The organism is Microlunatus sp. Gsoil 973, from assembly GCF_009707365.1.
Lineage (GTDB): Bacteria > Actinomycetota > Actinomycetes > Propionibacteriales > Propionibacteriaceae > Microlunatus.
On record NZ_CP046122.1, the window covers coordinates 2,179,929 to 2,202,660 of the forward strand.

Consider the following 22,732-nt stretch of genomic DNA (forward strand, 5'->3'; position numbering starts at 1 on the left):
CGGCCCCCGTATCGCGGTGTGGCCCGGTCACGCGTTCCGTACCTTGGTCGCCGCTTCCTGCCAGCTCTTCAGAATGCTGTTCAGTTCCTCGGGATGATCAAGGAACCGGGTCAGCGCGGTGTCGGCTGTGGTCTGCAGGGCGTCGGAGGAGTCGCGGTTGAAGAACTGGGTGATCTCCTTGGTGTCGGCCAGCAACTTGATGCCCTTCTGGACCAGCGGTGAGAAGTTGGAGGTGTCGACATCGGGAGAGGTCGGCAGGTTGGAGGAACCTGCGGCCTCGATGTAGGCCTGCTGCTGTTCGGGCGAGGCGAGGTAGTTCAACAGATCCTTGGTGCCCGCAACATTCTTGGTCCGCGAACTGGCGAAGAAGCCGTCGGTCGGCGCCTCTTCGGCCGACGGGATGGACGGATCGATGGTCGGCACCGAGAAGAAGTCGATGTCGTCCTGCATCTTCTTGGGCAGGTACTCGGTGACGAAGGCACCGATGAGATACATGGCGGCCTTCTTGTTGGCCAGCGGTGTGGCTGCCTCCTGGGCGCTGTAGGACCGGCCCTTCGGATCGAAGTACGGGATCAGCGTGCCATAGGTCTTCATCACATTGCGGACCTCGGCACTGTCGAAGGAATGTTTGCCGGCCAGCAGATCGCGGTGGAACTGGGCACCGTTGATCCGCAGGTCGAGGTAGTCGAACCAACCGGAGGACATCCACGCCGTCGAGCCGGTCCCGCAGGTGAGCGGGTAGACGCCTTTGCCCTTCAGCGTGTCGAGCAGGGCCATGAAGTCGTCCCACGTGGTCGGGACGCTCACGCCCCATTCGTCGAAGGCCGACTTCCGGTAGAAGATGCTCCACCAGTAGTAGCTGGTCGGCACGAAGATCTGATGGCCCTGCCCGTCGGTGGACAATGCCTTGAGGGCGGGTGAGAACGACGCGCACGACCCGTCACCGCTCCACAGGTCCGAGACGTCGAGAAGGTAGCCCTTGCTCGCATAGTCCCGGGCGACCGCACCGGCCAGCCAGGTGATCACGTCGGGCGGGTCCGAGGAGGTCAGGTAGGTCGACAGCTGCGCCCGGAACTGCTCGGTGGCCACCGTGTTCACGGTGACCTTGTTCTTCGTGTAACCGTCGACGACCTTCTTCAAACCGGCTTTCGGTCCGGGATCGGCCAGATCGGACTGCAAGGTCAGCGGCGCGTTCTTCTTCTGCGCGACGGTCGGCTGCGAGGAGCCCTGGCTGCCGCCGCCGATGCAGCCGCCCAGGAACAACGAGCTGCCTACCGCGGCACCGCCCAGCAGCAGACCGCGGCGGGTGGTGCCGGTCGGTACGGGTCGAGCATTCATGATCATGTTCTCCTTCGAACTGCTGTCTGGCGGCGCGGATCGACCCCAGCGAGAAAGGCCGCGTTGCACTGTTGCTGAAGGACGATGTCGGACCACATGGCATGCTGCGGTGCGGCGTTGGAACAGATCACGGTGCCGCGGGCACCGACCCGAACCGACTCCGCCACCGCCAGCCGACAGAATTCCGCACCGATGGGTCCCTCCTCGAACCGGCCGTCACGTGGTGTGTAGCCGATCCAGCCTTCACCGAAGACCAGGGGTACGCCGTGATCGACGGCCCAGTCGCGGGCCACGTCCAGCCAGATGCGCAGTGTGGTGTTCATCTGCTGCTCCCAGGCCGGATAGCGACGGTAGAGCCAACGGTCTATAGCCTCCGGGTCACCCCAGTCGTGGACGTACACCTCCGGCGCCGACACGATCGTCGCCCGCAACCGCCAGGGGTCCGACGGCTGCCATTCGGTGATCTTCGGCGCGCCGGCCCGCAGCAGGTCCGTCTCGGCGCGGGACTGGTCGAACTCCTCAACCGGTGACCGTAGACCGTATTCGTTGATCAACTGCTCCAGTACGCCGTAGACGTACGGATGGGTGACCAAGACGTCGATCGTCTCCGGTATCCCGCGCATTGACCCGGCCGGCACCCGGGCGTAGTTGACCGTGACCGGACGGCCGGGATGCCTGCTGTGGAAGGCCGCAAGGGCTCGCTCCAGCCGCGGCCGAAGTGCGACGACGCGCTCCTGCGTGTCTTCGGTCAGCCCCTCGGCGAGGTGCCCCACCTGGACCTCGTTGTGGATCTCGGTGAAGGCGATCCGGTCGTCGAGGTCATGATCGGCCAGGAAGTCGATCAGGTCGGCGAGCGCGACCGCCTGGCGTTCGGCCCGCCGCTCAGGATCGACGGCCAGCAAGGCGTCACACCAGTCGCTGCTGTCGGCGAACGCGGAGCTCTGCTGGTACTCCCACGACGAGAGGATGACGAAGCAGTCGTGTCGTCGGGCCGCCTCGAACAGATTCACCAGGTGGGCGCGGCCGTCGATCGCGGTCGGCGTCGCGACGTCGTACCAGCGCACCCGTTGCCCGTATCCGGTTCGCTCCGGACCGCTGCCGTTCACTGCACCCAGCGGACCGAGCCGGATCGTCGTGGTGTCCAGGCCACTGCCGAACAGCAGATAGGGCATGGCACAGATGCGGATCGTGTTGTAGCCCCGCTGGACGGCCTCGGCGAAGACCCGGTCGAGATCGGCGAACGGCTCACCCGGCCCGGTCCGGACGTACCAGGAGAAGTCCCAGAGCGTGATCGTCAGCCGGTTCGGCAGGTGAGCCGGCAGCGGAACCGGTTGATAGGTCCTCGGTGGCGTCATCGGCGTTCCTTCCGGTGATCAAGATCGCGACGGAGATCTGTTGCCGCCTCATGGCTCGGGTCGAGGGTCAGCAGAGACTCCAGTTCACCGGCCGCGGTCTCGACGTCGTCGGTCAACACCCCCAGCTGGGCGCGCAGCAGGCCGACCACAAGATCGCGGGACCGCTGCGGATCCTCATCAAAGAGCAGCAGGTTGGGCAGAGAGGTGGCGAAGTAGTCGATCTTGGCCGGGGTTTCGGCGAGTCGCTTGACGTGGCCGGACAGTCCGTCGACCAGCCCGACGGCCAGCTCATGATCACCGACGGCTCGAGCGGCGAGCACGGAGAAGTAGGTGTTGTCGGAATACGGCTGCGGCGCCATCCCGGAGAAGTCCCCGACGATTCGGGCCGCACGCTGCCACGCTTCGCGAGCGGCGGCCGCGTCGCCGGCCGCCGCGGCGACGTCACCGCTGAGCAACAGCAGCTGCGACGGGTTGGCCAGAGGGTGCCTGGCCTCGCCCAGCGAGGTGGGCGGTACGAGTGCGCGATCGAGGTGTTCGCGCGCCGCCCCGGGATGGCCGCTGCGCAGAGCGCGGGTGGCCAGCAGCACATTGGCCCGGTCCCAGGCGCGCAGCACCTGTCCCTCGCCACCCTCCCACGGCTGGAACCGTCGTCGGGAGAGCAAACTGAGCGCTTCGCCCAGACGTCCCGCGGTGATCAACAGCTGGGCGTACTCGACGGACAGGTCGTCACGGCTGTGGACCGGGGCGTCGGCGTCCTCCAGCAGCCGTAGCCGTTCGGCCGGCGACCAGCCGACGCGGCGCCTCAGCTGATCGCTCTCATACCAGAGCCGACCGTCCCGCGGTGACCGTTCGATCGCCCGCTCGTAGGCCGAGAGTGCGGCGCCGCCGTCGTCTTCGGTGTTGACCAACGCAACGGCGAGATTGCGCCACACGACCGGGTCGGACGGGTCGCCCGCGAGACTGTCCCGCCAGCGCCGGATCGCCTCGGCCGGCCGGCCGTTCGCGTACAGCCAGTGCCCGAGCAGGGCGGCTGCCGTGGCATCTGTCCGGTCGGCGGCGACAGCATCTTCCAGAGCGCCGACATCATCGAGCCGGGACGGGAAGTTCCAGCCACGATCACCTTCGGCGGCGCGGCGCCGGACCCGCCCGGCCTCGTCCGTGTCGCCTCGCCGGTGCAGCAGTGCCGCGGCCCGGTAGGCAGCGGTCAGTCCGCCGGCGGTCTGGCCCAACGGACGATGGGCATCCAGGCTGCGGGCCTGCTCCAGTTGGGCCAGAGCCTGCCCATCGTCGCCCGCCCTGGCGAACTCTCCGGCGACGTCGATCAACAGCTGGGTCTCGGCGAGCCCGCCGAACCGGCCGGCCTGTTGGGGGCAGCCGTCGATCACCCAGGTCCAGACGTCCAGCGGATCAGCCCGTCGCGACCTGCGCAGGTCCGCGTCGGCCTCGGCGACCCTGCCCAGCCGGCGCAGCAGGAGGATGCGCAGTGCGGCGGCCTGGAGATGTTCCGGTTCGCCGCGCAGCGCCTGGTCGACGCGGGACAGCGCCGCACGGTTCCGACCTGCTCGGGCGTCCAGCAGTGCCAGCTGGAAGCCGGCCGGTCCGGCCCAGGCGCGCAGCCAACCCGCTTTGGCGAAGGCGGTGTACGCCTCCTCCTCCCTGCCGAGCCGGAGCAGAGTCAGACCGAGGCGATAGTGCGCCTCGCCCTCGACCGGGTTCCGGTTGTAGCTGGTCAGCCGCTCGATCGCCGTTCGGAGGTGCTGTTCTGCTGCTGCGAACAGACCCTCGTCGTAACGGCGTGCCGCGAGCGCGACGTGGCTGGCAGCGTGGCCGGGATCGCGGTGCAGCGCCTCGCGCCAGTACGGTTCCGGCGACCGGGTGGCGTGCCGGTACTGCTGCAGATGCCGACCGATCAGGAAGAGCACTTCGACGCTGTCCACGGCCGCTGGTGGCGGCGGCTCGACCGCCGCCCCGGTCGATTGGCCACGCCGGGAGGGGTCCGGTTCCGGTTCGGACCAGGCGACGAGGATGCCTCCGCCGACCCGAAGTTCGACGGTCGCCGGCCGGCCGGTCAGATCGAGCCCGAATGGTCGGTCCGGGACAAGATCGACCACATGGTGCGCGGTCGCGCCATCGGCCGCGGTCAGGACGATGTCGGCGTCCGGCAGTGCCCGGGTCACTTCGACGTTGAGCCGTGTCGAGGACTCGTCGGCGAGGATCGACAGGGCGGCGTCGCGGCCCGCCGCCGCTGCCGGTCCGGTGCCGGCCAGCGGATACCAGTACTGGCTGAACGCCTTGGTCTCCCCTGGTGCCAGGTGGGAGAAGTCGGGCTGGTTGTCGGTGTAGACGCCGGCCATCAGTTCGATGTAGGCGGATCCGTCATCGGCGAGGTTGGCATTCCAGACGTGCCCGAACGGCGCGTCACCCCAGGTCCACTGCTTCTTGCCGACGGCTATCTGGTGATCGGCCCAGTGGACGAACCCGGCATCGGCGCGGTGATCGTACCCGCCGAAGAAATCACCGGTCGAGTCCAGGCACATGTACGACGTCGGCACCGGTATGTTGCGGTACCAGTCCAGGCGGTCGCCGGGCACCCGGCGATCGCTGCCCGGACGGGTCTCCTGGGGGCGCCGGGCCGGATAGTCGACGCCGTAGTAGCTGCCGGTGGCGGTGGGAAACGTGCTGAGTGCCCGGCGGGCGTGGTCGGCGACCAGGTGGACGTCGCCGGGAAAGAACGACTGATAGTCCGCATGGACCTCCGCGGCAGCGTTGGCCCACCAGAGGAAGGTCTGCGGCAGATCGCTGCGGTTGTAGAGGCGGACCTGCAGTTCCAGCAGCGTCGAGCCTGCCATGAGCCTGATCCCGTGCATTCCCTTCATCCGGGCGAACGGGTCGTGGTCGGAACACCACACCGTGACCTCGCTGTCGTCCGCACCGTCGTCCGCACCGTGATCGACCGACCACGCGGTGGGCAGGAACGTGGCCGGGCGATGGTGCTGCGGCCAGTTGAATTCCACCCCACCCGCCAGCCACGGTCCGGCCAGTCCGACCAGCGCAGGTTTGATCACCGGATTGGCGTAGAAGATCGGATACTCGGTGCGCTTGTCGACGACGAGGTGGATCCGACCGCCGAGTTCGGGCAGCACCAGCACCCGGAGGTATTCGTTCTCCAGATGCAGGCCGAGCCAGCGATGCGGCACGGGATGCTCGGCGATGCGGTCATGGAAGGGCAGCGGATAGACCCGGCCCGAGGATCCCTGGTAGACGCGTCGGTCAAGGTAGGCCGGATAACGGCTCGGCGGATCCGGCAGATACGTGGGTAGCTCGATGGGCTCCGCCCACGCGGCGGTCGCGGCTCCGACCAGCCGGGCCGGACGGGCCGGAAGAGCGAACGCCGCGTTGCGCATGATCGACACGCTAGGTCGGACGGACGCGGTCGAGGAATGCACAATTCGACGATCGACCTGGACGATTCTCTGAACTGTCCTACGGTGGCGGGATGTATCTGCGCGACGGGTTCCCCGGTCAGCGGCTGCATGTGCTACCCGGCCCGCTGGTCCAGGAGGCGCTGACCCGGCCACCGACGAGCCGCTTGATGATCACCGACGCTGGATATTTCCCGCATGCGGCGATGCACGGGCGGGTTCGGCGGACCGGCGCCGGACAGACCATTCTGATCATGTGTGCCGACGGCGCGGGCTGGGGCGTTCTCGACGGCGTACGTCATGAGGTCGCCGCCGGACAGCTGATGCTGATCCCGGCGCGCACCCCACACCAGTACTACGCCCACACGACCGATCCCTGGTCCATCTGGTGGCTGCATGTCACCGGCGCCGACGTCGACGAGTTGGTCGAGGCGATCGGGCTGACCGCGATCAAGCCGGTGGCCGCGCTGAGCGATCCGGTGGCCGCGTTCGCACTGGTCGAGGCCATCTGTGACACCCTGGAACGGGACGAGACCTGGGCCAGTCTGATCGCGGCGGCCGGCCTCGGCTGGAATCTGCTGGCCAGACTGGCTGCCGAACGGCAGCGGTCGGGCAATACCGAACCACTTCGGCTGGTGCAAGATCATCTTCGCCAGCACCTGACGGCGCCGGTGCGGATTCCCGAGCTGGCCGAACTGGCCGGATTCAGTCCGTCCCATTTCTCGGCCCGTTTCCGGGCGTTCACCGGCTATTCGGTGATCGAGTACGTCAAGCGCCTCCGGATGGCTCGGGCGCGGCAACTGTTGATCACCAGCGATCGCACGATCGCCGAGATCGCCACCGCCGTCGGCTATCGTGATGCGTTCTACTTCTCCCGGGTGTTCCGTGCCGTCAACCAGACCAGCCCGAGTGCGTTCCGGGCCCGTGCCCGTGAGGAGGCGGGGCACCAGGCGACCGGGAAGCCGACCGTGATCATCGGCCTGTGACGGTGGCCCCGGAATGATCATCCACCCGCCGGCCGGTACCCGAGTGGCCTTGCTGTGATCGTTCGGATGTGGCAGCGTCGGAGTTGAAACGTCAGCGTGGCAGATTCGATGTCAGAGGTCGCTGCGTCCGACCCGGCACAGCCGCGCACCCGGACCAACCGTGCATCAGGCATGAGGAGGCAGGCCAATGACGGCCGTCGCAGACAGTACCCAACTCCCGTCGGTCGAGCTGACTGACTCCACCCCACTGCTCGGTGATCCGCCGAGGCTGCTCGAGCGGGCCGGTACGGACGGTTACCTGTTCTTCCGCGGCCTGTTGGACCGTGACAAGGTGCTGAACGTTCGGCGGCAGATCATGCAGGTGGTCGCCGATCACGGCTGGCTCAGGGCCGGCACCGACGTGATGGACGGCATCGCCGATGTCGAAGCCTTCGACACGGTCGATCCGGTCGCCGCCGCCTTCTGCGGCACGGGCGTCCCTCTGGATGCGTATCAGGACGTCTATCGCATCCAGGACTTCCACGGCATCGGCCACGACCCTGCACTGCTGGGTCTGTACGACGGTCTGCTCGGCGGTCACGTGCTGCGCCAGCCGCTGTCGATCGCCAGGGTGATGGTGCCCGGCACGGATTCGGCGCCGACACCCGCACACCAGGACTTCATCCACATCCAGGGCACCAAGAACGTCTGGACCGCCTGGTTCCCGCTGGGCGACTGCCCGGTCGAGCTGGGAGGCCTGACCGTCCTGGTCGGATCGCACGCGGACGGCCTGCTGACCTATCACGCCGCCAAGGGTGCGGGCGAGCTGGAGGCGTACATCTGCAATTCCGGCTACAACTGGGGAGTGGCCGATTTTCGCGCCGGTGATGTGCTGACCTTCACCAGCCTGACCGTGCATCGAAGCCAGCCGAACATCCGTGGCGAGCAGGTCCGGCTGTCGCTCGACATGCGCTATCAGCGCGACGACGAGCCGATCACGCGTGGCTCCATCACGCCGCACTGCGGCGTGCTGAGCTGGGACGAGGTCTATCACGGCTGGACCGACGAGAGCCTCAAGTACTACTGGACCGATCGCGACCTGCAGCTCGTCGACCACGACGAGGAACTGCGCTGGCAGAAGCACAAGATCTGCTGAGTCGAAGCGGCCGGGGCCGGATCGCGGGATGATGGCCGACTTCTTGATCATCGACACGGATTCGCGTCGTTGGCCACCGGCCACCGTGCCGGGCACTACGCTGCTGCGCGGGGGTAGGCATGCAATCGGGGGATGCAGAGCAGATTCTTATCCGGACACCTGATCGACGGCTCCGGGTCTTCGTCTCGTCGACGCTCGGCGAGCTGGTGGACGAGCGCCGCGCGGTCCGGTCCGCCGTCGAACAGCTGCGGCTCAGTCCGATCATGTTCGAGATGGGTGCCCGGCCGCATCCGCCGCGGGCCCTGTACCGGTCCTATCTGCTGCAGTCCGACGTCTTTGTCGGCATCTACTGGCAGCGCTACGGTTGGGTCGCTCCGGACATGACCATCTCCGGTCTCGAGGATGAGTTCGAGCTGTCCGACGGCATGCCGAAGCTGATGTACCTGAAGCGACCGGCGCCCGACATCGAGCCGAGGCTCTCCGCCCTGCTGAAACGGCTGCAGTCCGGCGACACCGTGAGTTACAAGTCCTTCTCGACCGCCGAGGAGTTGCGCCTGCTGGTGCTCGACGACCTGGCGCTGATGCTCACCGAGCGGTTCGCACCGGCAGCGGTGCCGACGTCCCGCGGCGCTTCGGGGGCGGCTCCGGAGCCGACCACGAGCCTGGTCGGCAGGAGTACCGAGATCGACGACATCGCCGGTCTGGTGCAGTCCGGACGGCGGCTGATCACGCTGACCGGCGCCGGTGGGGTCGGCAAGACGCGGGTCGCCCTTGCCGTGCTCGACCACCTCCAGCAGGCCCGGGGCGGGGACTCCACGTTCGTCGACCTGTCCGCGGTCAGCGATCCACAAGGTGTCCTTGTCGCTCTCGCCGTCGGCGCCGGCATTCGTGAGGAGGGCCGGGAGAACGTCACGGACGCCCTGGTCAGGCAGTTGAGTGTGGGCTCGTGGTTGATCGTCATCGACAATTTCGAGCAGGTGCTCGACGCCGGACCGGAACTGGTGACGCTGTTGCAGCGATGCCCTCGCCTGCAACTGCTGGTGACCAGCCGGCGACTGCTGCGGCTGCGCGGAGAGACCGAGTACCGGATCCGCCCGCTGCCGGTCACCGAATCCCTCGGATCCGACGGCACAGGGCCGGCCGTCACCCTGTTCGAGGAGCGTGCCCGGGCGGCGCAACCCGACTTCACCGTCAACGATCACAACCGGGACGCCATCGTTGCGCTCTGTCGCCGGTTGGACGGACTTCCGTTGGCGCTCGAACTGGCCGCTCCCCAACTCCGCCTGTTCACCCCGGACCAGTTACTGGCCCGGATCGACGACTGGTTGGCCGGCCAGACCTCCGATGCCGCGTACGCAGACCTCCCGCCTCGCCAACGAACGTTGCGGGCAACGGTCGAATGGAGCCGCGGGCTGCTCGGCGGACCCGCCCAGCCGCTGTTCGCCCGACTCGCCGTCTTCTCCGGTTCGTTCACCCTTGACGGGGCGATCAGGGTCTGTGGCTGGGACGGGCTGGACGTGCCCGCCGGATTGGGTACCCTGCTGGATCACAGTCTGGTGTCGCCGACCACCCGCCCGGACGGCCAGCCGGCCTTCACGATGCTGGAGACCATCCGCGCCCAGGCGCGCAGCCAGTTGGCGGCATCGGGTGAGGTGGACGCCTGTTCCGCGGCACTCGAACGTCAGCTGATCAGGGTGTACGCCGCCGCCGCGCCGCGGTTGCACAGTGCCGACCAGGCGCAGGCCGCGCTCACCCTCGACGGACGCCTCGGTGATCTTTCGGCCACGCTGACCTGGTTGCATGCCGAACGCCGACCGCTGGCGCCGTTGATCAGCGCTCTCGGCTCGTGCTGGGTCTGGGGACAGCTGCGTGGACGGATCCGTCACCTCCCCGACGTCTCCGGCTGGCTCCAGCAGCTGTCCGGCGGTGATCATGATCATGAGGTGGATGATCATGAGGTGGATGATCATGGTCGGGACCGGGCGGCATTGAGCTGGCTGCACATGGGACAGCTGGTCAACGCCTGCCGCTATGCCGAGGCGAACAGCATGCTGCGCTACTGGTTACCCGAGATGCGGTTGCTGGAGGACCGTCTCTACGGAATGGCTCTGATGGTGTCCGGTCTGAGCACCCTGCCCGGCCGCGGTTCCGAGGTGCGCACGGCCCGGGAACGCCTGGCCCGGGCGGTCGACATCTTCACCGACTGCGGCTATCGCGCGGGGCGCGGCTACGCCCTGACGCATCTGGGCGATGCCTCGTTGTTGGACGGGCAGCCGGAGACCGCCGCCGGGCATTACCGCGAGGCCGTGCAGATCAGCCGCGAACTGGGCGACCTGAATCTGAACGCCGACGCCGAATTTCACCTCGCCGCGTTCTCGGCCCAGGCCGGTAACGCGGCGGAAGCGGCCGCACACCTCCAGATCGCCGCGCCCTACTACCTCGATCTCGTGCATCTGGACGGTATGGCCCGCTGTCTGGCTGTCGCGGCCGGAATTGCCCTGCTGCACGGCGACGAGAGCCGGGGCGCCGAGTTGCTCGGCGCCGCCGATGCCCTCCGCGCGCCGCTCGAGATCCGTCCGTGGCCGATGATCGGCGTCCTGGAGCAGCGCTGCTCCGACGCGCTCCGGACCCGGCTTGGCGACAGTGCTTTCGCCGCGGCGCAGGACCGGGGCCGGACCTTGGACGGCCGGCGCGAACTCGCCGACCTGCTGCAACCGACCGCGGTCTGATCCGCTGTGATCAGTGATCAGGAACAGACTGCGCCGACGTTGGCGGACTTGACCAGCTTGGCGTACTTGGCCAGCACACCGCGAGGCTGCGGGCGGTGCGGCAGCACCCAGGCGGCCCGACGCCGTTCCAGCTCTTCGGCGGGAACGTCGAGTTCCAGTGTCCCCTGGGCAACATCAAGGATGATCTTGTCCCCGTCCTCGACCAGGGCGATCGGGCCACCCTCGGTGGCCTCTGGCGCGATGTGACCGACACACAGCCCGGTGGTGCCGCCGGAGAACCGTCCGTCGGTGATCAACATGACGTCCTTGCCGAGACCGGCGCCCTTGATCGCACCGGTGATGGCGAGCATCTCGCGCATGCCGGGGCCACCCTTGGGGCCCTCGTAGCGGATCACCACGACATCGCCGCCGGTGATGGTGCCGTCCTCCAGCGCATCCATCGCGGCACGCTCGCCGTCGAAGACCCTCGCGGTGCCCTCGATCACGGTGTCGTCGAAGCCTGCGCTCTTGACGACCGCACCCTCGGGTGCCAGTGAGCCGTGCAGGATGGTGATGCCGCCGGTCGGGTGGATCGGCTCGGAGAGCGCCCGGATGATCTTGCCGTCGACGTCCGGTGGGTTGATGTCGGCGAGATTCTCCGCAACCGTCTTCCCCGTCACGGTCAGGCAATCACCGTGGATCAGACCGGCGTCGAGCAAAGCCTTCATCACCACCGGCACGCCGCCGATCTTGTCCACGTCGTTCATCACGAACCGGCCGAACGGCTTCAGGTCGCCCAGGTGCGGTACCTTCCTGCCGATCCGGGCGAAGTCCTCCATGGTCAACTCCACGCCGGCCTCGTTGGCGATCGCCAGCAGATGCAGCACGGCATTGGTCGAACCGCCGAACGCCATCACCACGGCGATCGCGTTCTCGAACGCCTCGCGGGTCATGATCTGCCGGGCGGTGATGCCCTGCTTGAGCATGGTGACTACTGCTTCACCGCTGCGGTGGGCGAACCCGTCCCGGCGCCGGTCCACGGCCGGCGGCGCGGCCGATCCAGGGATCGACATGCCGAGCGCCTCTGCGGCACTGGCCATGGTGTTCGCCGTGTACATGCCGCCACAGGCGCCCTCGCCCGGACAGATCGCACGTTCGATGCGGTCCACCTCCTCGCGGCTGATCAGGCCGCGGACGCAGGCGCCGACGGCCTCGAACGCGTCGATGATCGTGACGTCCTTGCCGTCGACGCTGCCGGGCATGATCGACCCGGCGTAGAGGAACACCGAGGCAAGATCAAGACGGGCCGCGGCCATCAGCATGCCGGGCAGGGACTTGTCGCAGCCGGCCAGCAGCACCGACCCGTCCAGCCGCTCGGCCTCCATCACCGTCTCCACCGAGTCGGCGATGATCTCTCGGCTGACCAGCGAGTAGTGCATGCCGACGTGGCCCATCGAGATGCCGTCGGAGACGGAGATGGTGCCGAACTCCAGCGGATACCCGCCGGCGGCGTGCACGCCGTTCTTGACGGCCTTGGCAAGCCGGTCGAGCGACAGGTTGCAGGGAGTGATCTCGTTCCAGCTGGAGGCGACGCCGATCTGCGGTTTGGCGAAGTCCTCGTCGCCCATGCCGACGGCGCGCAGCATTCCGCGGGCCGCGGTGGCTTCCAGACCATCGGTGACGGTACGCGAGCGGGGCTTGATATCGGGACCGTTGCCACCCGCGCCGGACGTAGGCGTGCTGGAATCGACAGTGCTGCTGGACATAGGCGTCAAACTACCCTTGCTGGATCAGCTGCCCGGCACCGGACCGACCTTTGGGCACAGCCTGCCGCCGTGAGCGTACGACCATCAGCAACGCCGCGGCGATCAGCACGGCAGTGATCAGCAAGGGGCCGAGGTTCGCGATCAGTTCCTGGAGTGCATCGTAGGAATCCGCCGCGCCCGCGGAGTACGGCAACAGCGCCAGCGGGAGGCAGGCGCTGACGTAGAGCACGATGGCCGCCGAGCAGATCAGCAACCAACGCGGCATCGGCACATGGCCGGCGCGGGCACCCGGCCAGGGTCGGCGACGCAGTTGATAGAGAACGGCCACCGCCAGCGGCAGGATCCAGACGAAGTGGTGGGTCCAGGACAGCGGCGAGGCGAGGTTGCTGCCCAGCCCGACGAAGGCGATCGCCAGCACATGGGCACCCTGTTTCCACCAGTGCGCTCCGACGACAGCCGCGAGGATCGCCATGATCACCGAGACGCCGAGCCCGATGTAGGTGTTGGTGGGGTTCTCGCCGAAGAGCCGCAGCACGACGCCGAGCAACGACTGGTTGCCGACGTAGACCGGCCCGGAGGTGTGGGTGTTTCCGCCGGCCAGGCTCTTCAGGTAGGACACCGTTGCCGACGGCTGGACGATGGTGCCGATCGCGGTCAGCACGACGAAGGTGATGATCGCGGTAAGGGCCGGCTTCTTCTTGCCGAGCAGCAGCAGCATCAGTACGAAGATCGCCGGGGTGAGTTTGACCGCCGCAGCGAGCCCGATCAGGACGCCCTGGGGGATCCGCCGCTTACGACCGGGATCGGCCGGAAGCAGGTCGATGATCACCAACACCATCAGGAACGTGTTGATCTGGCCGTAGCCGATGGTCGTCCGGATCGGTTCCATCCCGATCACCAGGGCAAGGGAGAGCAGGGCCAACGGCCAGCCGCGCGGTACTCCGCATCTGATCATCACAACGTTCTGCGCGATCACCAGGCCGGCGATCCAGAGCAGTTCCCAGACGATGAAGGGGCCGACGGCCAACGGCAGCATGATGATCGCCGCGGCCGGCGGATAGATGAACCAGAGATGGAATCCTGGGGATGTCCACTCCATGATGTTCTGGCCGTGCAGCATCGCCCGGACGGCGTAGTAGTAGACCTGGAGATCCATCGTCGACGGCCTGAACGGCCAGAATCGTCCGCCGGCGATGATCAACGGCAGCATGGCCAGCGACACCACGTAGGCCGGTAAGAACTCGACCAGCCAGCGGCGGAATCGCCGTGCCCCGGTCAGCGGCCGGTCAGTTGTTGCCATACCGCCTCCAGGTCCTCGTCGGTCGCGGCCGGTTTGAAACCGAAGAGATTCCGCAGGCGCCGCTGTCGGCGTACCGCGGCACCAGATGGACGTGCAGGTGGAAGACCTCCTGTCCGGCGATGGCACCGGCCGAGGAGAAGAGGTTCATGCCCTCGGCGTCCAGCCTCTGTGTCACCAGCCGGGAGACCCGGTCGATGGCCGGGGTGATCTCCGACAACGCCGGCGGGTCGGCAAGGAAGCTGTCGACGTGACGCTTGGGCACCACAAGGGTGTGGCCGGGATGGAACGGCGCGACGTCGAGGAAGGAGTAGGAATGATCGTCCTCATCGACCTTCCGGGACGGGATGTCGCCGGCGATGATCTTGCAGAACACGCAATCGGCGGTCGTCGTGTTCTCGGTCATAGCACCACGTTCTCCAGCGGCCGGCCGGTGGCGTACCGGCGCAGCTGCGCGGCCATCAGGGCCCGGGTGCGCGGATAGAACGCGCTGCTCGCTCCGCCCACGTGCGGCGAGATCAGGACGCCGGGGCTGCGCCACAGCGGGTGGTCTGCCGGCAGCGGTTCGGGGTCGGTTACGTCGAGGCCTGCGGTGATCCGCCCGGTGCTCGTCTCCGCGACCAGCGCGTCGGTGTCGATCAGTCGCCCGCGACCGACGTTGATCACCTGTGCGCCGTCGGGCAGCAATGAGAGGGCGTGTTTGTCGATGATCTTCTCGGTCTGTGGCGTGAGCGGGGTGATCAGGAACAGCACGTCGGTCGCCGGCAGCACACGATCCAGCTCGGTGATCGGGTGCACCGGCACCGGCTCGCTTCGGGCCCGGCGGGCGACGCGGGTGATCGAGGCGACCTCGAAACCGGTCAGGCGGCGCTCGATGGCCTGGCCGATGTGGCCGTAACCGAGGATCGTCACCCGCTTGTCGGCGATCGAGCTGCCGAAGGCCGTCTGCCAGGTGCCGGTCGTCTGGTTCCGGGCGAACTCGTCGAGGTGCCGGCCCAGCGCCAGGGACAGCGCGACCGCCAGTTCGGCGGTGCTGGCGTCGTGCACACCGGCGGCGTTGCACAGCGTGACGCCCTGGGGGATGTACGGCTTGATGTCGTCATAGCCGGCGGACTGGATCTGCACGACCTTCAGCCTGGGCAGCTCACCGAACCGCTCCCACGGGTCGGGATCGCCGAGGTAGGGGTGGATGTAGAACTCCACTTCATCGGCGGTCGACGGGAACTCACCGCCGTTGTAGAAGTCGAGTTCGAGGTTGTCCGGTAACTCACCGAGTTTCTCCCGGGCTTCGGCTTCCGATTCGAAGGGCACCCACACACGCATGAGGTCGATCTTGCCAGGAGACCTCAACGAACCGGGTAACCGGCCGTCGTCAGCGCCTTCTTGACGTCGGCGACAGTCAGCGTCCCGTAGTGGAAGACGGTCGCGGCGAGCACCGCATCCGCTCCCGCGTCGACTGCCGGCGGGAAGTCGTCGGCGCTGCCGGCGCCGCCGGATGCGATCAGCGGCACGTCGACCACCCGGCGGACCGCGCGGATCATCTCCAGGTCGAATCCGTCGGTGGTGCCGTCGGCGTCCATGGAGTTGAGCAGGATCTCACCGACGCCGAGTTCGGCGGCTCGCCGAGCCCATTCCAGCGCGTCCAGACCGGCAGCCTTCCGCCCGCCGTGGGTTGTCACGCCGAAGCCGGACGGTTGCTCGGGCTCGCGGCGGGCATCGAGCGAGAGCACCAGCACCTGGTTGCCGAACCGCCGGCTGATCTCGCCGATCAGCTCGGGCCGATGGATCGCTGCGGTGTTCACCGCCACCTTGTCCGCCCCGGCCCGCAGCATCCGGTCGACATCGGCGACCGAGGAGATGCCCCCGCCGACGGTCAACGGGATGAAGACACTGCCGGCGGTCTCCCGCACCATGTCGACGGTGGTCTCGCGGCCCTCGGCAGACGCCGAGATGTCCAGAAAGGTGACCTCGTCGGCCCCCTCCTGGTCGTAAACCGCCGCGAGCTCGACCGGATCACCGGCGTCGCGCAGGTTGGTGAAGTTGACGCCCTTCACGACGCGGCCGTCGTGCACATCGAGACACGGGATGACCCGCACCGCCAGACTCATGCACCAAACCCTAAACCGGCGGGCCATGATGAACGAATGAACGATCGTGCGTCCATCCATCACGTCGAACTGTGGCTGCCCGACCTCGACGCCCATCTGCCGTCCTGGGACTGGCTCTTCGGCGAACTGGGTTGGGAGCCGTACCAGCGCTGGGAGGGCGGGCGTTCCTGGCGGGCCGGTGACGGAAGCTACGTGGTGATCGAGGAGTCACCCGACCTCGACTCGGGCGCCTACAGCCGGCTGCACCCCGGCATCAACCATCTGGCTGTCACGGCCGCCCGGGAGCTGATCGACCATATCGTCGCAGCGGCCCCTGCTCATGGTTGGACCGTGCTGTTCGCCGATCGGCATCCCTACGCCGGCGGCCGGGACCACTACGCGGCATACCTGGAGAATGATCATGGTTTCGAGGTGGAGATCGTCGCCTCGTGAACGGGCAACACTGATCACGTACGGACAACACTTTGACACGGTCCGCTGTCAGTGATCACCTTTAGAATTCGTTGTATGGCAAGGGATCTGGCGGATTGGGGAGTTGCGGAGCTGGCCGCAGCAGCCGCCGCCAGCGTGCGCGCCGAGATGCTTGCCGGATGCAACCTGCCCGAGCCCTGAACTCAGCGATCGTCGGCCACGTAGAGATCCGGTGTGCCGTCCGGCTCGTCGGGACTGAAGTCGATCACTCCGCGACGCATCGCCGAGACCACCTGACGGGCCCGGTCGCGCAACGGTCCGGGGCCTGCGGCGTCGGCGATCTGTCCCGCGAAATCGATTACCTGCCGGACCCAGCGGACGAAGTCACCGGCGGTCAGCTCGTTGTCCTCCAGTACCTCGCCGAGTGGCCGCCCGGCCGCCCAGCCGTAGGCAGCACGGGCGAATCCGATGTCCGGCTCCGGTCCGCGATCGATGCGCGCGTCCCGCTCGGCCAACGAGACCTCCCGCCACACCCGCCGCAGAGCCACCATGGCTTCCTCGGTCGTGCCGTCCGGCATCTGGGGACGGAACCTGCCGTGATCGGTTCGCCGCGCTTCATAGATCAACGTCGACAACACGCCGGCCAGCTGGGCGACACCAAGATCGTCGAACACTCCGGTACGGATGCATTCCGCGGTCACAAGATCAAGTTCGGCGTAGATGCGGGACAGCATCCGGCCGTCGCCGGTGACTCGGTCGCCGTCCTCGTCGAGGTAGCCGAAGGCGATCAGGACCTGGCAGATCTTGTCGAACTGGCTGGCGATCGTTGACGTTCTCCTGGCCATCTGCCGATCGGCCTGATCGTTCTCGCGCTGCAGCCGCAACGCCTGGGCTGCGAACCGGGCATGGGTCTCCCGGTCCGGGCAGTTGTGGCACGGATGATCTTCCAGCTCACTTCGCAGTTCGGCGACCCGTTGCGCCGCTGCCGGATCCATCGCCGCCGGACGGTAGTGGGAAAGATCAAGGTCGAGGGTACGCAGCTTCGACTCGAGTGCCGCGCGCAGATTGCGTACCGTCGCCTTGTCCTTGGGGTGATAGTGCTTGGGCACCTTGACCCGACCGACGACCGGGGGCGGCGACGGGAAGTCGACCAGTCCGAGACGGCGGACCTGACCCTCCTCGGTCTCGACCTGGGGTTGCGGGGCCTGGCGATGCCCTGCGACGCCGGGGTCGATGATCACTGCCCACCCGGTCGACCGGCCGGCCGGCACCCGGATGACGTCGCCGCGCTGCAACTGCTGAAGGACCGCGATCACCTCGGACTGCCGGTTGATCTTGCGGTCGCGGGCCGCCTCACTCTCGACCCGGCTGATCTCGTCGCGGAGCTTGGCGTATTCGGTGAAGTCGCCGCGATCACAGGCCGCCTTCTCGAACAGCGCTTCGATCTCACGCTTGTTCCGCGCCACCTTGCGGGCCAAACCGACCACAGACCGGTCGGACCGGTACTGCGCGAACGACTGCTCCAACAGGGTGCGCGCGCGATCCCGGCCGACCGCGCCGACCAGATTGACCGCCATGTTGTAGGTGGGTGCGAACGAGGAGTTCAACGGGTAGGTACGCCGGGAGGCCAGGCCGGCAACCGCTCGCGGATCCAGCCCGGGTTGCCAGAGCACGACGGCGTGGCCCTCGACGTCGATACCGCGTCGGCCGGCCCGGCCGGTCAGCTGGGTGTACTCCCCCGGGGTGATGTCGGCGTGGGTCTCCCCGTTGAACTTGACCAGCTTCTCCAGCACCACCGAACGAGCCGGCATGTTGATGCCGAGCGCCAGGGTCTCCGTGGCGAACACCACTTTCACCAGGCCCTTGACGAAGGCTTCCTCGACGCACTCCTTGAACGCCGGCAGCAGTCCGGCGTGATGCGCCGCGACCCCGCGCACCAGAGCCTCGGCGAACGTCGCATAGCCCAGCGCCTGCTTGTCCGCCGGGGACAGCCCGGCCGTGTGCCGTTCGGCGATCTCGTTCAGTTGGGCGCGTTCTGTCGCACTGGTCAGCATCAGCCGGGAGCCGAGCAGTTGGCGTACCGCAGCATCACAACCGGCCCGGGAGAAGATGAACACGATCGCCGGGAGCAGGTTCTCCCGCTCCAGCACGTCGATCATCTCGTAGCGACCGGGCACCGACCGGGAACGTGGCCGCCCGCCGCGGTCCTGATCACGGTCCGACCAGTTGCTCCGGTGCGTCGCCCCGCCGTAGCGGCCGCTGCCGTAGGAGACACTGCGCTTGCCCTTGCCATTGCGGCCCCGCGGCCTGCGGGAGTCGTCCCGGACGGCCCGGGCCTCCTGCTGCGCGACCTTGGTCAGCGCCGGATTGACCTCGGCCCGCCGGTTGCCGGTCGACTGGTCGGTGATCGCGGTCGGAGCGACACCGGCGAACAGGTCGTACAACCTGGTGCCGACCATCACGTGCTGGTAGAGCGGCACCGGCCGACGCTCGGAGACCACGATCTCGATGTCGCCGCGGACCTCGGCCAACCAGTCGCCGAACTCCTCGGCATTGCTGACCGTCGCCGACAGGGCGACCACCTGGACGGAGTCGGCCAGTCCGATGATCACTTCCTCCCAGACCGCCCCGCGGAAGCGGTCGGCGAGGTAATGCACCTCGTCCATCACGACGTAGCCGAGGTTGGCCAGGGTGGAGGACCCGGCGTAGATCATGTTCCGCAATACCTCGGTGGTCATCACCACCACCGGTGCCTCGGAGTTGATCGTCGAGTCGCCGGTCAGCAGGCCGACGTTGGCGGCGCCGTGCCGGCGGACGAGGTCGGCGTACTTCTGGTTGGAGAGCGCCTTGATCGGCGTGGTGTAGAACGCCTTCCGGCCCTGTTCCAGGGCGAGGAAGACGGCGTATTCACCGACGATGGTCTTGCCGGCTCCGGTCGGGGCTGCGACCAGGACGCCGGAGCCTGCCTCGACGTACTCGCAGGCCTCCCGTTGGTAGGGGTCGAAGGTGAAGCCGTACGCCTCGGCGAAGGTTGTCAGGGATCGGCTCATCTGCCCGGCCCGGAAGCTGGCGTACGCCTCGGCCGGGCTGGCGGCGGATTCCGGTTCAGGATTGGCGGACATCGCCTGCCAAAGTACCCCGCCGCCCGGCACAGCATCGAGACCGGCTTTGGTTCACCGATCTGTTCGACGAATCTCAGAGCACCGGGCGGCAGACCCGGAGTGCGGCCGGCACCTGTTCTATCGCCAGTGGCGTTGCGCCGATCATCTCGCCGTCGCCGAAGCCGACCAGACCGGGCCCGTCGATGGTGATCGACCGCACGCGCAGCAGTTCGACACAGGGATCGCTGATGAAGCCACCGGTGTAGAGCAGCGGCATCAGCCGCAGCAGCGTCGGCCGCCCGACCGGGTGGATGATCGTCAGCTCGAGCAGCCCGTCGGTGGGATCGGCGTCCGGGCAGATCCGGATGCCGCCGCCGTAGGAGCGGGTGTTACCGACGGCGACCAGCATGGCGTCCAGATCACGTCGTACGCCGTCGATGGTGAGTTGGTAGTGCAGCGGTTCGAAGGTCCGCAGCACAGCGAACAGCGCCAGCGGATAGCGGGACGAGCCCTTCGGCCACCGCATGTCGTTGGCGCGCCGGTTGACCATCGCATCGAATCCGGTGGCGATGATCGTCCCGATGTACGCCTCGCCGACCCGCGCCAGATCGACTGCGGTCTCGGTGCCGGCCAGGATGATCTCCAGCGCGGCCAGCGGGTCGGTGCCGATGTCCAGGCCGCGGCACAGGTCGTTGCCGGTACCGGACGGGATCAATCCGAGGACCGGGGCCGTCGGCGCGGACTGCTGGGCGCGTACGGCCTCATTGACTCCCAGGTGCAACATGCCGTCGCCGCCCATCACGACCATCACGTCGGCGCCGGAGTTTGCTGCCTTGTTGATCAGCGCCTGGGCTTCGTCGAAATCCCGGCTGAGCCAGATGTCCAGTTCGTGTCCGGCGTCGCGGATCCGACCGGCGATCTCGGGAAGCATCTCCTGGGAACGGCCCTTGCCCGCGGATGGGTTGACCACCAGGGCGATGCTCGACGGAGGCCGCCGGGTGACAGCAACCTCAGGACTGCTCATCGTCCTTCTTGCTCAGTCCGAGCAGGTCGGCGACCGTCGGCCGGGCGACCGACTGTTCGGCGTCAAGATCACGGCCCTCGAGCGCCGCCAGAGCGCGGTCGTTCTCGACGCCGCCGCCCCGATTGCCGAAGCCCGGCTCGATACCCCGACGATGCAGCGACCGATCGTGCAGGTGCGCGATGACCTCTGCCGCGAGGTACAGGATCGTCATCGGACCGGCCAGCATGAGCATCGACACCGGGTCGGTCTGCGGCGTCGCGACGGCGCCGAAGACGAAGCATCCGAAGACGACGAACGACCTGGCCTTGGCCAACTGTTTGGCCTTGACGATGCCCATGAAGTTCAGGCCGAGGACGAAGACCGGTACCAGGAAGCCGGCGCCGAAGACCAGCATGACCCTGATCAGGAAGTTCAGGAAGTTGGTCAGATCGAGCAGGTTCTCGATCTGCCCGCTACCCGGCGTGAAGCCGATCAGGACCGAGATGCCCTTGGGGATCAGGTAGTAGCCGAGGACGACTCCGCCAAGGAACAGCGGCACCGCGGCGCTCAGGAAGATCAGCGCCCACTTCTTCTCCTTGGCCAGCAGGCCGGGGACGATGAACGCCCAGATCTGATACAGCCAGATCGGTGAGGTCCCGACGAGCGCCGCGACGAAGCACGTCTTGAGGACCAGCGTGAAGGGCGTGGTCGCGCCCTCGATCACCGGCTGGACGTGCAGCTCCGGATTGGTTCGGTGGAGGTTCTCGGCGGCGACGGTGTACGGGTGCATCAGCAGGTCGTACAACTGCGTGTTGAAGATGAACGCGACGACGGTGCCGACGATGATCGCCAAAGCGATGATCACCAGCCGGTAGCGCAATTCCCGCAGATGCTCCCAGAGGGTCATGTTGCCGTCTGACGGCATCGGCGGCGGTTTCAGCCATGCCAGGCTGAACCGGATCGGTCGTCCTCGGAGACTGAGTGCCACGACGTTTACGGTCTGTCTTGACTACCCGGGCCTTGGCGTGAGCCGGCCCGGATCAGTTGTCGCGACGGGCTTCAGACGGCTGTGCTGCCGAATTGGTCGGCTGCTGGACCTGCTGCTGCGGGCCGCCCACCGCCGGCGGGGTCTGCTCGGTCGGCTGGGGATCGACCACCTCGGCGTCGACGACCTCGGAATCGTCCTTCTTGTCGGCGAGGTTCTTGGTCTCTTCCTTGAACTCCCGGATGGCGCGACCGGTGCTCTTGCCCAGTCCTGCCAGTCGGGCACCACCGAAGAGCACAAGGACGATGACAAGGATGATGATGAGCTCGGTGGGACCGAGGTTCATGAATCCGGCCAACGGGGACATAAGGTTCCTCATTTCGCTGTGGAGCAGTTGCGTCCTGCCGCCGCATCGGTGCGACGGCTGCAACTCACGTCATCCTACGTCGTCGGTCGCTGCTTCGAGGTTACGCAGGGTTGCATTCTTATCAGGATCTGCGACGCGCTCTGGGCCGGTTCCCAGCTCGGGCACCTGTACCTGGGCGGCGAGCTCGGCGAGCTTTCCGGTGCGCTGACCGAGCACCCGCAACTCGGCGAACACGTCCGAGGCCTTGTGGGCCAGCCAGATCGCGTACGCCACCAGCATGATGAGTCCGGCAACGGCGATGCCGCCGAACACGAAGACCCAGATCACGGGCGCCAGCGTACGTCACGGGCTCCTACCGCGTCAGCTCCCGCACCGTTTGCTCGTTGACCCGCACCACTGCCCGGCTCAGGCGCTCGGTGCCGCACCAATCACTCGCTCCCGCACCGCTTGCCCGGCCCCGGCACCGCTTGCCCGGCCCCAGCACCGCTTGCCCGGCCCCGTCCCGCACCACTTACTCGTTCCCGCACCACTTACTCGTTCCGCTTGCCCGGCCCCGGCACTGCTTGCCCGGCCCCTGCCCCGCTTGCCCGGACCCGGCACTGCTTGCCCGGCCCCTGCCCCGCTTGCCCGGACCCGGCACCGCTTGCCCGGCCCCTGCCCCGCTTGCCCGGCCCCGGCACCGCTTGCCCGGCCCCGTCCCGCACTACTTACTCGTTCCCGCACCACTTACCCGGCTTCTTCGCCTCCGTC

17 protein-coding genes are annotated in these 22,732 nt (G+C 67.5%); 4 read left to right on the plus strand and 13 right to left on the minus strand.

Annotated elements, in window-relative coordinates:
* Nucleotides 1-27 precede the first annotated feature (27 nt).
* The 3 genes from GJV80_RS10210 to GJV80_RS10220 are packed head-to-tail and all read right to left on the minus strand — an operon-like array spanning nt 28 to nt 6,097.
* Complete coding sequence (locus tag GJV80_RS10210) at nt 28-1,344, minus strand: ABC transporter substrate-binding protein (protein ID WP_230208332.1); 1,317 nt, start codon at nt 1,342-1,344, stop codon at nt 28-30.
* Complete coding sequence (locus GJV80_RS10215) at nt 1,341-2,693, minus strand: cellulase-like family protein (protein WP_154687806.1); 1,353 nt, start codon at nt 2,691-2,693, stop codon at nt 1,341-1,343. The genes GJV80_RS10210 and GJV80_RS10215 overlap by 4 nt, the downstream gene beginning before the upstream one ends.
* A complete protein-coding gene (locus tag GJV80_RS10220) occupies nt 2,690-6,097 on the minus strand; it encodes a DUF5107 domain-containing protein (RefSeq protein WP_154687807.1) in 3,408 nt (1,135 codons plus the stop codon). Before GJV80_RS10220 ends, GJV80_RS10215 begins: the two co-directional genes overlap by 4 nt.
* A 92-nt stretch (nt 6,098-6,189) precedes the next feature.
* Between GJV80_RS10220 and GJV80_RS10225 the strand changes: the two genes are divergently transcribed.
* The 3 genes from GJV80_RS10225 (at nt 6,190) to GJV80_RS10235 (ending at nt 10,965) form a co-directional block, all read left to right on the plus strand.
* Nucleotides 6,190-7,101 carry an AraC family transcriptional regulator gene (locus GJV80_RS10225; protein ID WP_154687808.1) on the plus strand — a complete coding sequence of 304 codons (912 nt, stop codon included), beginning with the start codon at nt 6,190-6,192 and terminating at the stop codon, nt 7,099-7,101.
* Nucleotides 7,102-7,288: 187 nt separating this feature from the next.
* Nucleotides 7,289-8,236, plus strand: a complete 948-nt coding sequence (locus GJV80_RS10230) for a phytanoyl-CoA dioxygenase family protein (RefSeq protein WP_154687809.1) — start codon at nt 7,289-7,291, stop codon at nt 8,234-8,236.
* 119 nt (nt 8,237-8,355) lie between these two features.
* Nucleotides 8,356-10,965 carry a DUF4062 domain-containing protein gene (locus GJV80_RS10235; RefSeq protein ID WP_154687810.1) on the plus strand — a complete coding sequence of 870 codons (2,610 nt, stop codon included), beginning with the start codon at nt 8,356-8,358 and terminating at the stop codon, nt 10,963-10,965.
* A gap of 17 nt (nt 10,966-10,982) precedes the next feature.
* Here the strand turns inward: GJV80_RS10235 and ilvD are convergent, their stop codons facing one another.
* From ilvD to hisF, 5 genes are read right to left on the minus strand one after another with little or no spacing between them, the layout of a single operon-like run.
* Nucleotides 10,983-12,710 (minus strand): dihydroxy-acid dehydratase, encoded by a 1,728-nt coding sequence (gene ilvD / locus GJV80_RS10240; protein WP_154687811.1) that lies wholly within the window; start codon nt 12,708-12,710, stop codon nt 10,983-10,985.
* Between the two features lie 10 nt (nt 12,711-12,720).
* Nucleotides 12,721-14,010, minus strand: a complete 1,290-nt coding sequence (locus tag GJV80_RS10245; protein ID WP_154687812.1) for a glycosyltransferase 87 family protein — start codon at nt 14,008-14,010, stop codon at nt 12,721-12,723.
* Nucleotides 13,997-14,413, minus strand: a complete 417-nt coding sequence (locus GJV80_RS10250) for an HIT family protein (protein WP_154687813.1) — start codon at nt 14,411-14,413, stop codon at nt 13,997-13,999. The genes GJV80_RS10245 and GJV80_RS10250 overlap by 14 nt, the downstream gene beginning before the upstream one ends.
* Nucleotides 14,410-15,330 carry a 2-hydroxyacid dehydrogenase gene (locus tag GJV80_RS10255; protein ID WP_154687814.1) on the minus strand — a complete coding sequence of 307 codons (921 nt, stop codon included), beginning with the start codon at nt 15,328-15,330 and terminating at the stop codon, nt 14,410-14,412. Before GJV80_RS10255 ends, GJV80_RS10250 begins: the two co-directional genes overlap by 4 nt.
* A 23-nt stretch (nt 15,331-15,353) precedes the next feature.
* Nucleotides 15,354-16,115: an imidazole glycerol phosphate synthase subunit HisF gene (gene hisF / locus GJV80_RS10260; protein WP_154687815.1), complete on the minus strand. Its 762-nt coding sequence runs from the start codon at nt 16,113-16,115 to the stop codon at nt 15,354-15,356.
* Between the two features lie 36 nt (nt 16,116-16,151).
* Between hisF and GJV80_RS10265 the strand changes: the two genes are divergently transcribed.
* A complete protein-coding gene (locus GJV80_RS10265; RefSeq protein ID WP_154687816.1) occupies nt 16,152-16,547 on the plus strand; it encodes a VOC family protein in 396 nt (131 codons plus the stop codon).
* Nucleotides 16,548-16,729: 182 nt separating this feature from the next.
* Here GJV80_RS10265 and GJV80_RS10270 read toward each other — a convergent pair whose 3' ends face one another.
* The 5 genes from GJV80_RS10270 to GJV80_RS10290 all read right to left on the minus strand — a co-directional run bounded on the left by GJV80_RS10270 (nt 16,730) and on the right by GJV80_RS10290 (nt 22,309).
* On the minus strand, nt 16,730-19,576 hold the full coding sequence (locus GJV80_RS10270; protein WP_154690176.1) for an RNA helicase: 2,847 nt from the start codon (nt 19,574-19,576) through the stop codon (nt 16,730-16,732).
* 145 nt (nt 19,577-19,721) lie between these two features.
* Nucleotides 19,722-20,651: a diacylglycerol kinase family protein gene (locus GJV80_RS10275; protein WP_154687817.1), complete on the minus strand. Its 930-nt coding sequence runs from the start codon at nt 20,649-20,651 to the stop codon at nt 19,722-19,724.
* The gene (gene tatC / locus GJV80_RS10280; protein WP_230208333.1) at nt 20,638-21,537 is read right to left on the minus strand and encodes a twin-arginine translocase subunit TatC; all 900 of its coding nucleotides are present in this window, start codon (nt 21,535-21,537) and stop codon (nt 20,638-20,640) included. Before tatC ends, GJV80_RS10275 begins: the two co-directional genes overlap by 14 nt.
* Nucleotides 21,538-21,670: 133 nt before the next feature.
* Nucleotides 21,671-21,982, minus strand: a complete 312-nt coding sequence (tatA, locus tag GJV80_RS24535; protein ID WP_370518835.1) for a twin-arginine translocase TatA/TatE family subunit — start codon at nt 21,980-21,982, stop codon at nt 21,671-21,673.
* Between the two features lie 69 nt (nt 21,983-22,051).
* Nucleotides 22,052-22,309 (minus strand): hypothetical protein, encoded by a 258-nt coding sequence (locus tag GJV80_RS10290; protein ID WP_154687819.1) that lies wholly within the window; start codon nt 22,307-22,309, stop codon nt 22,052-22,054.
* Between the last annotated feature and the right edge of the window lie 423 nt (nt 22,310-22,732).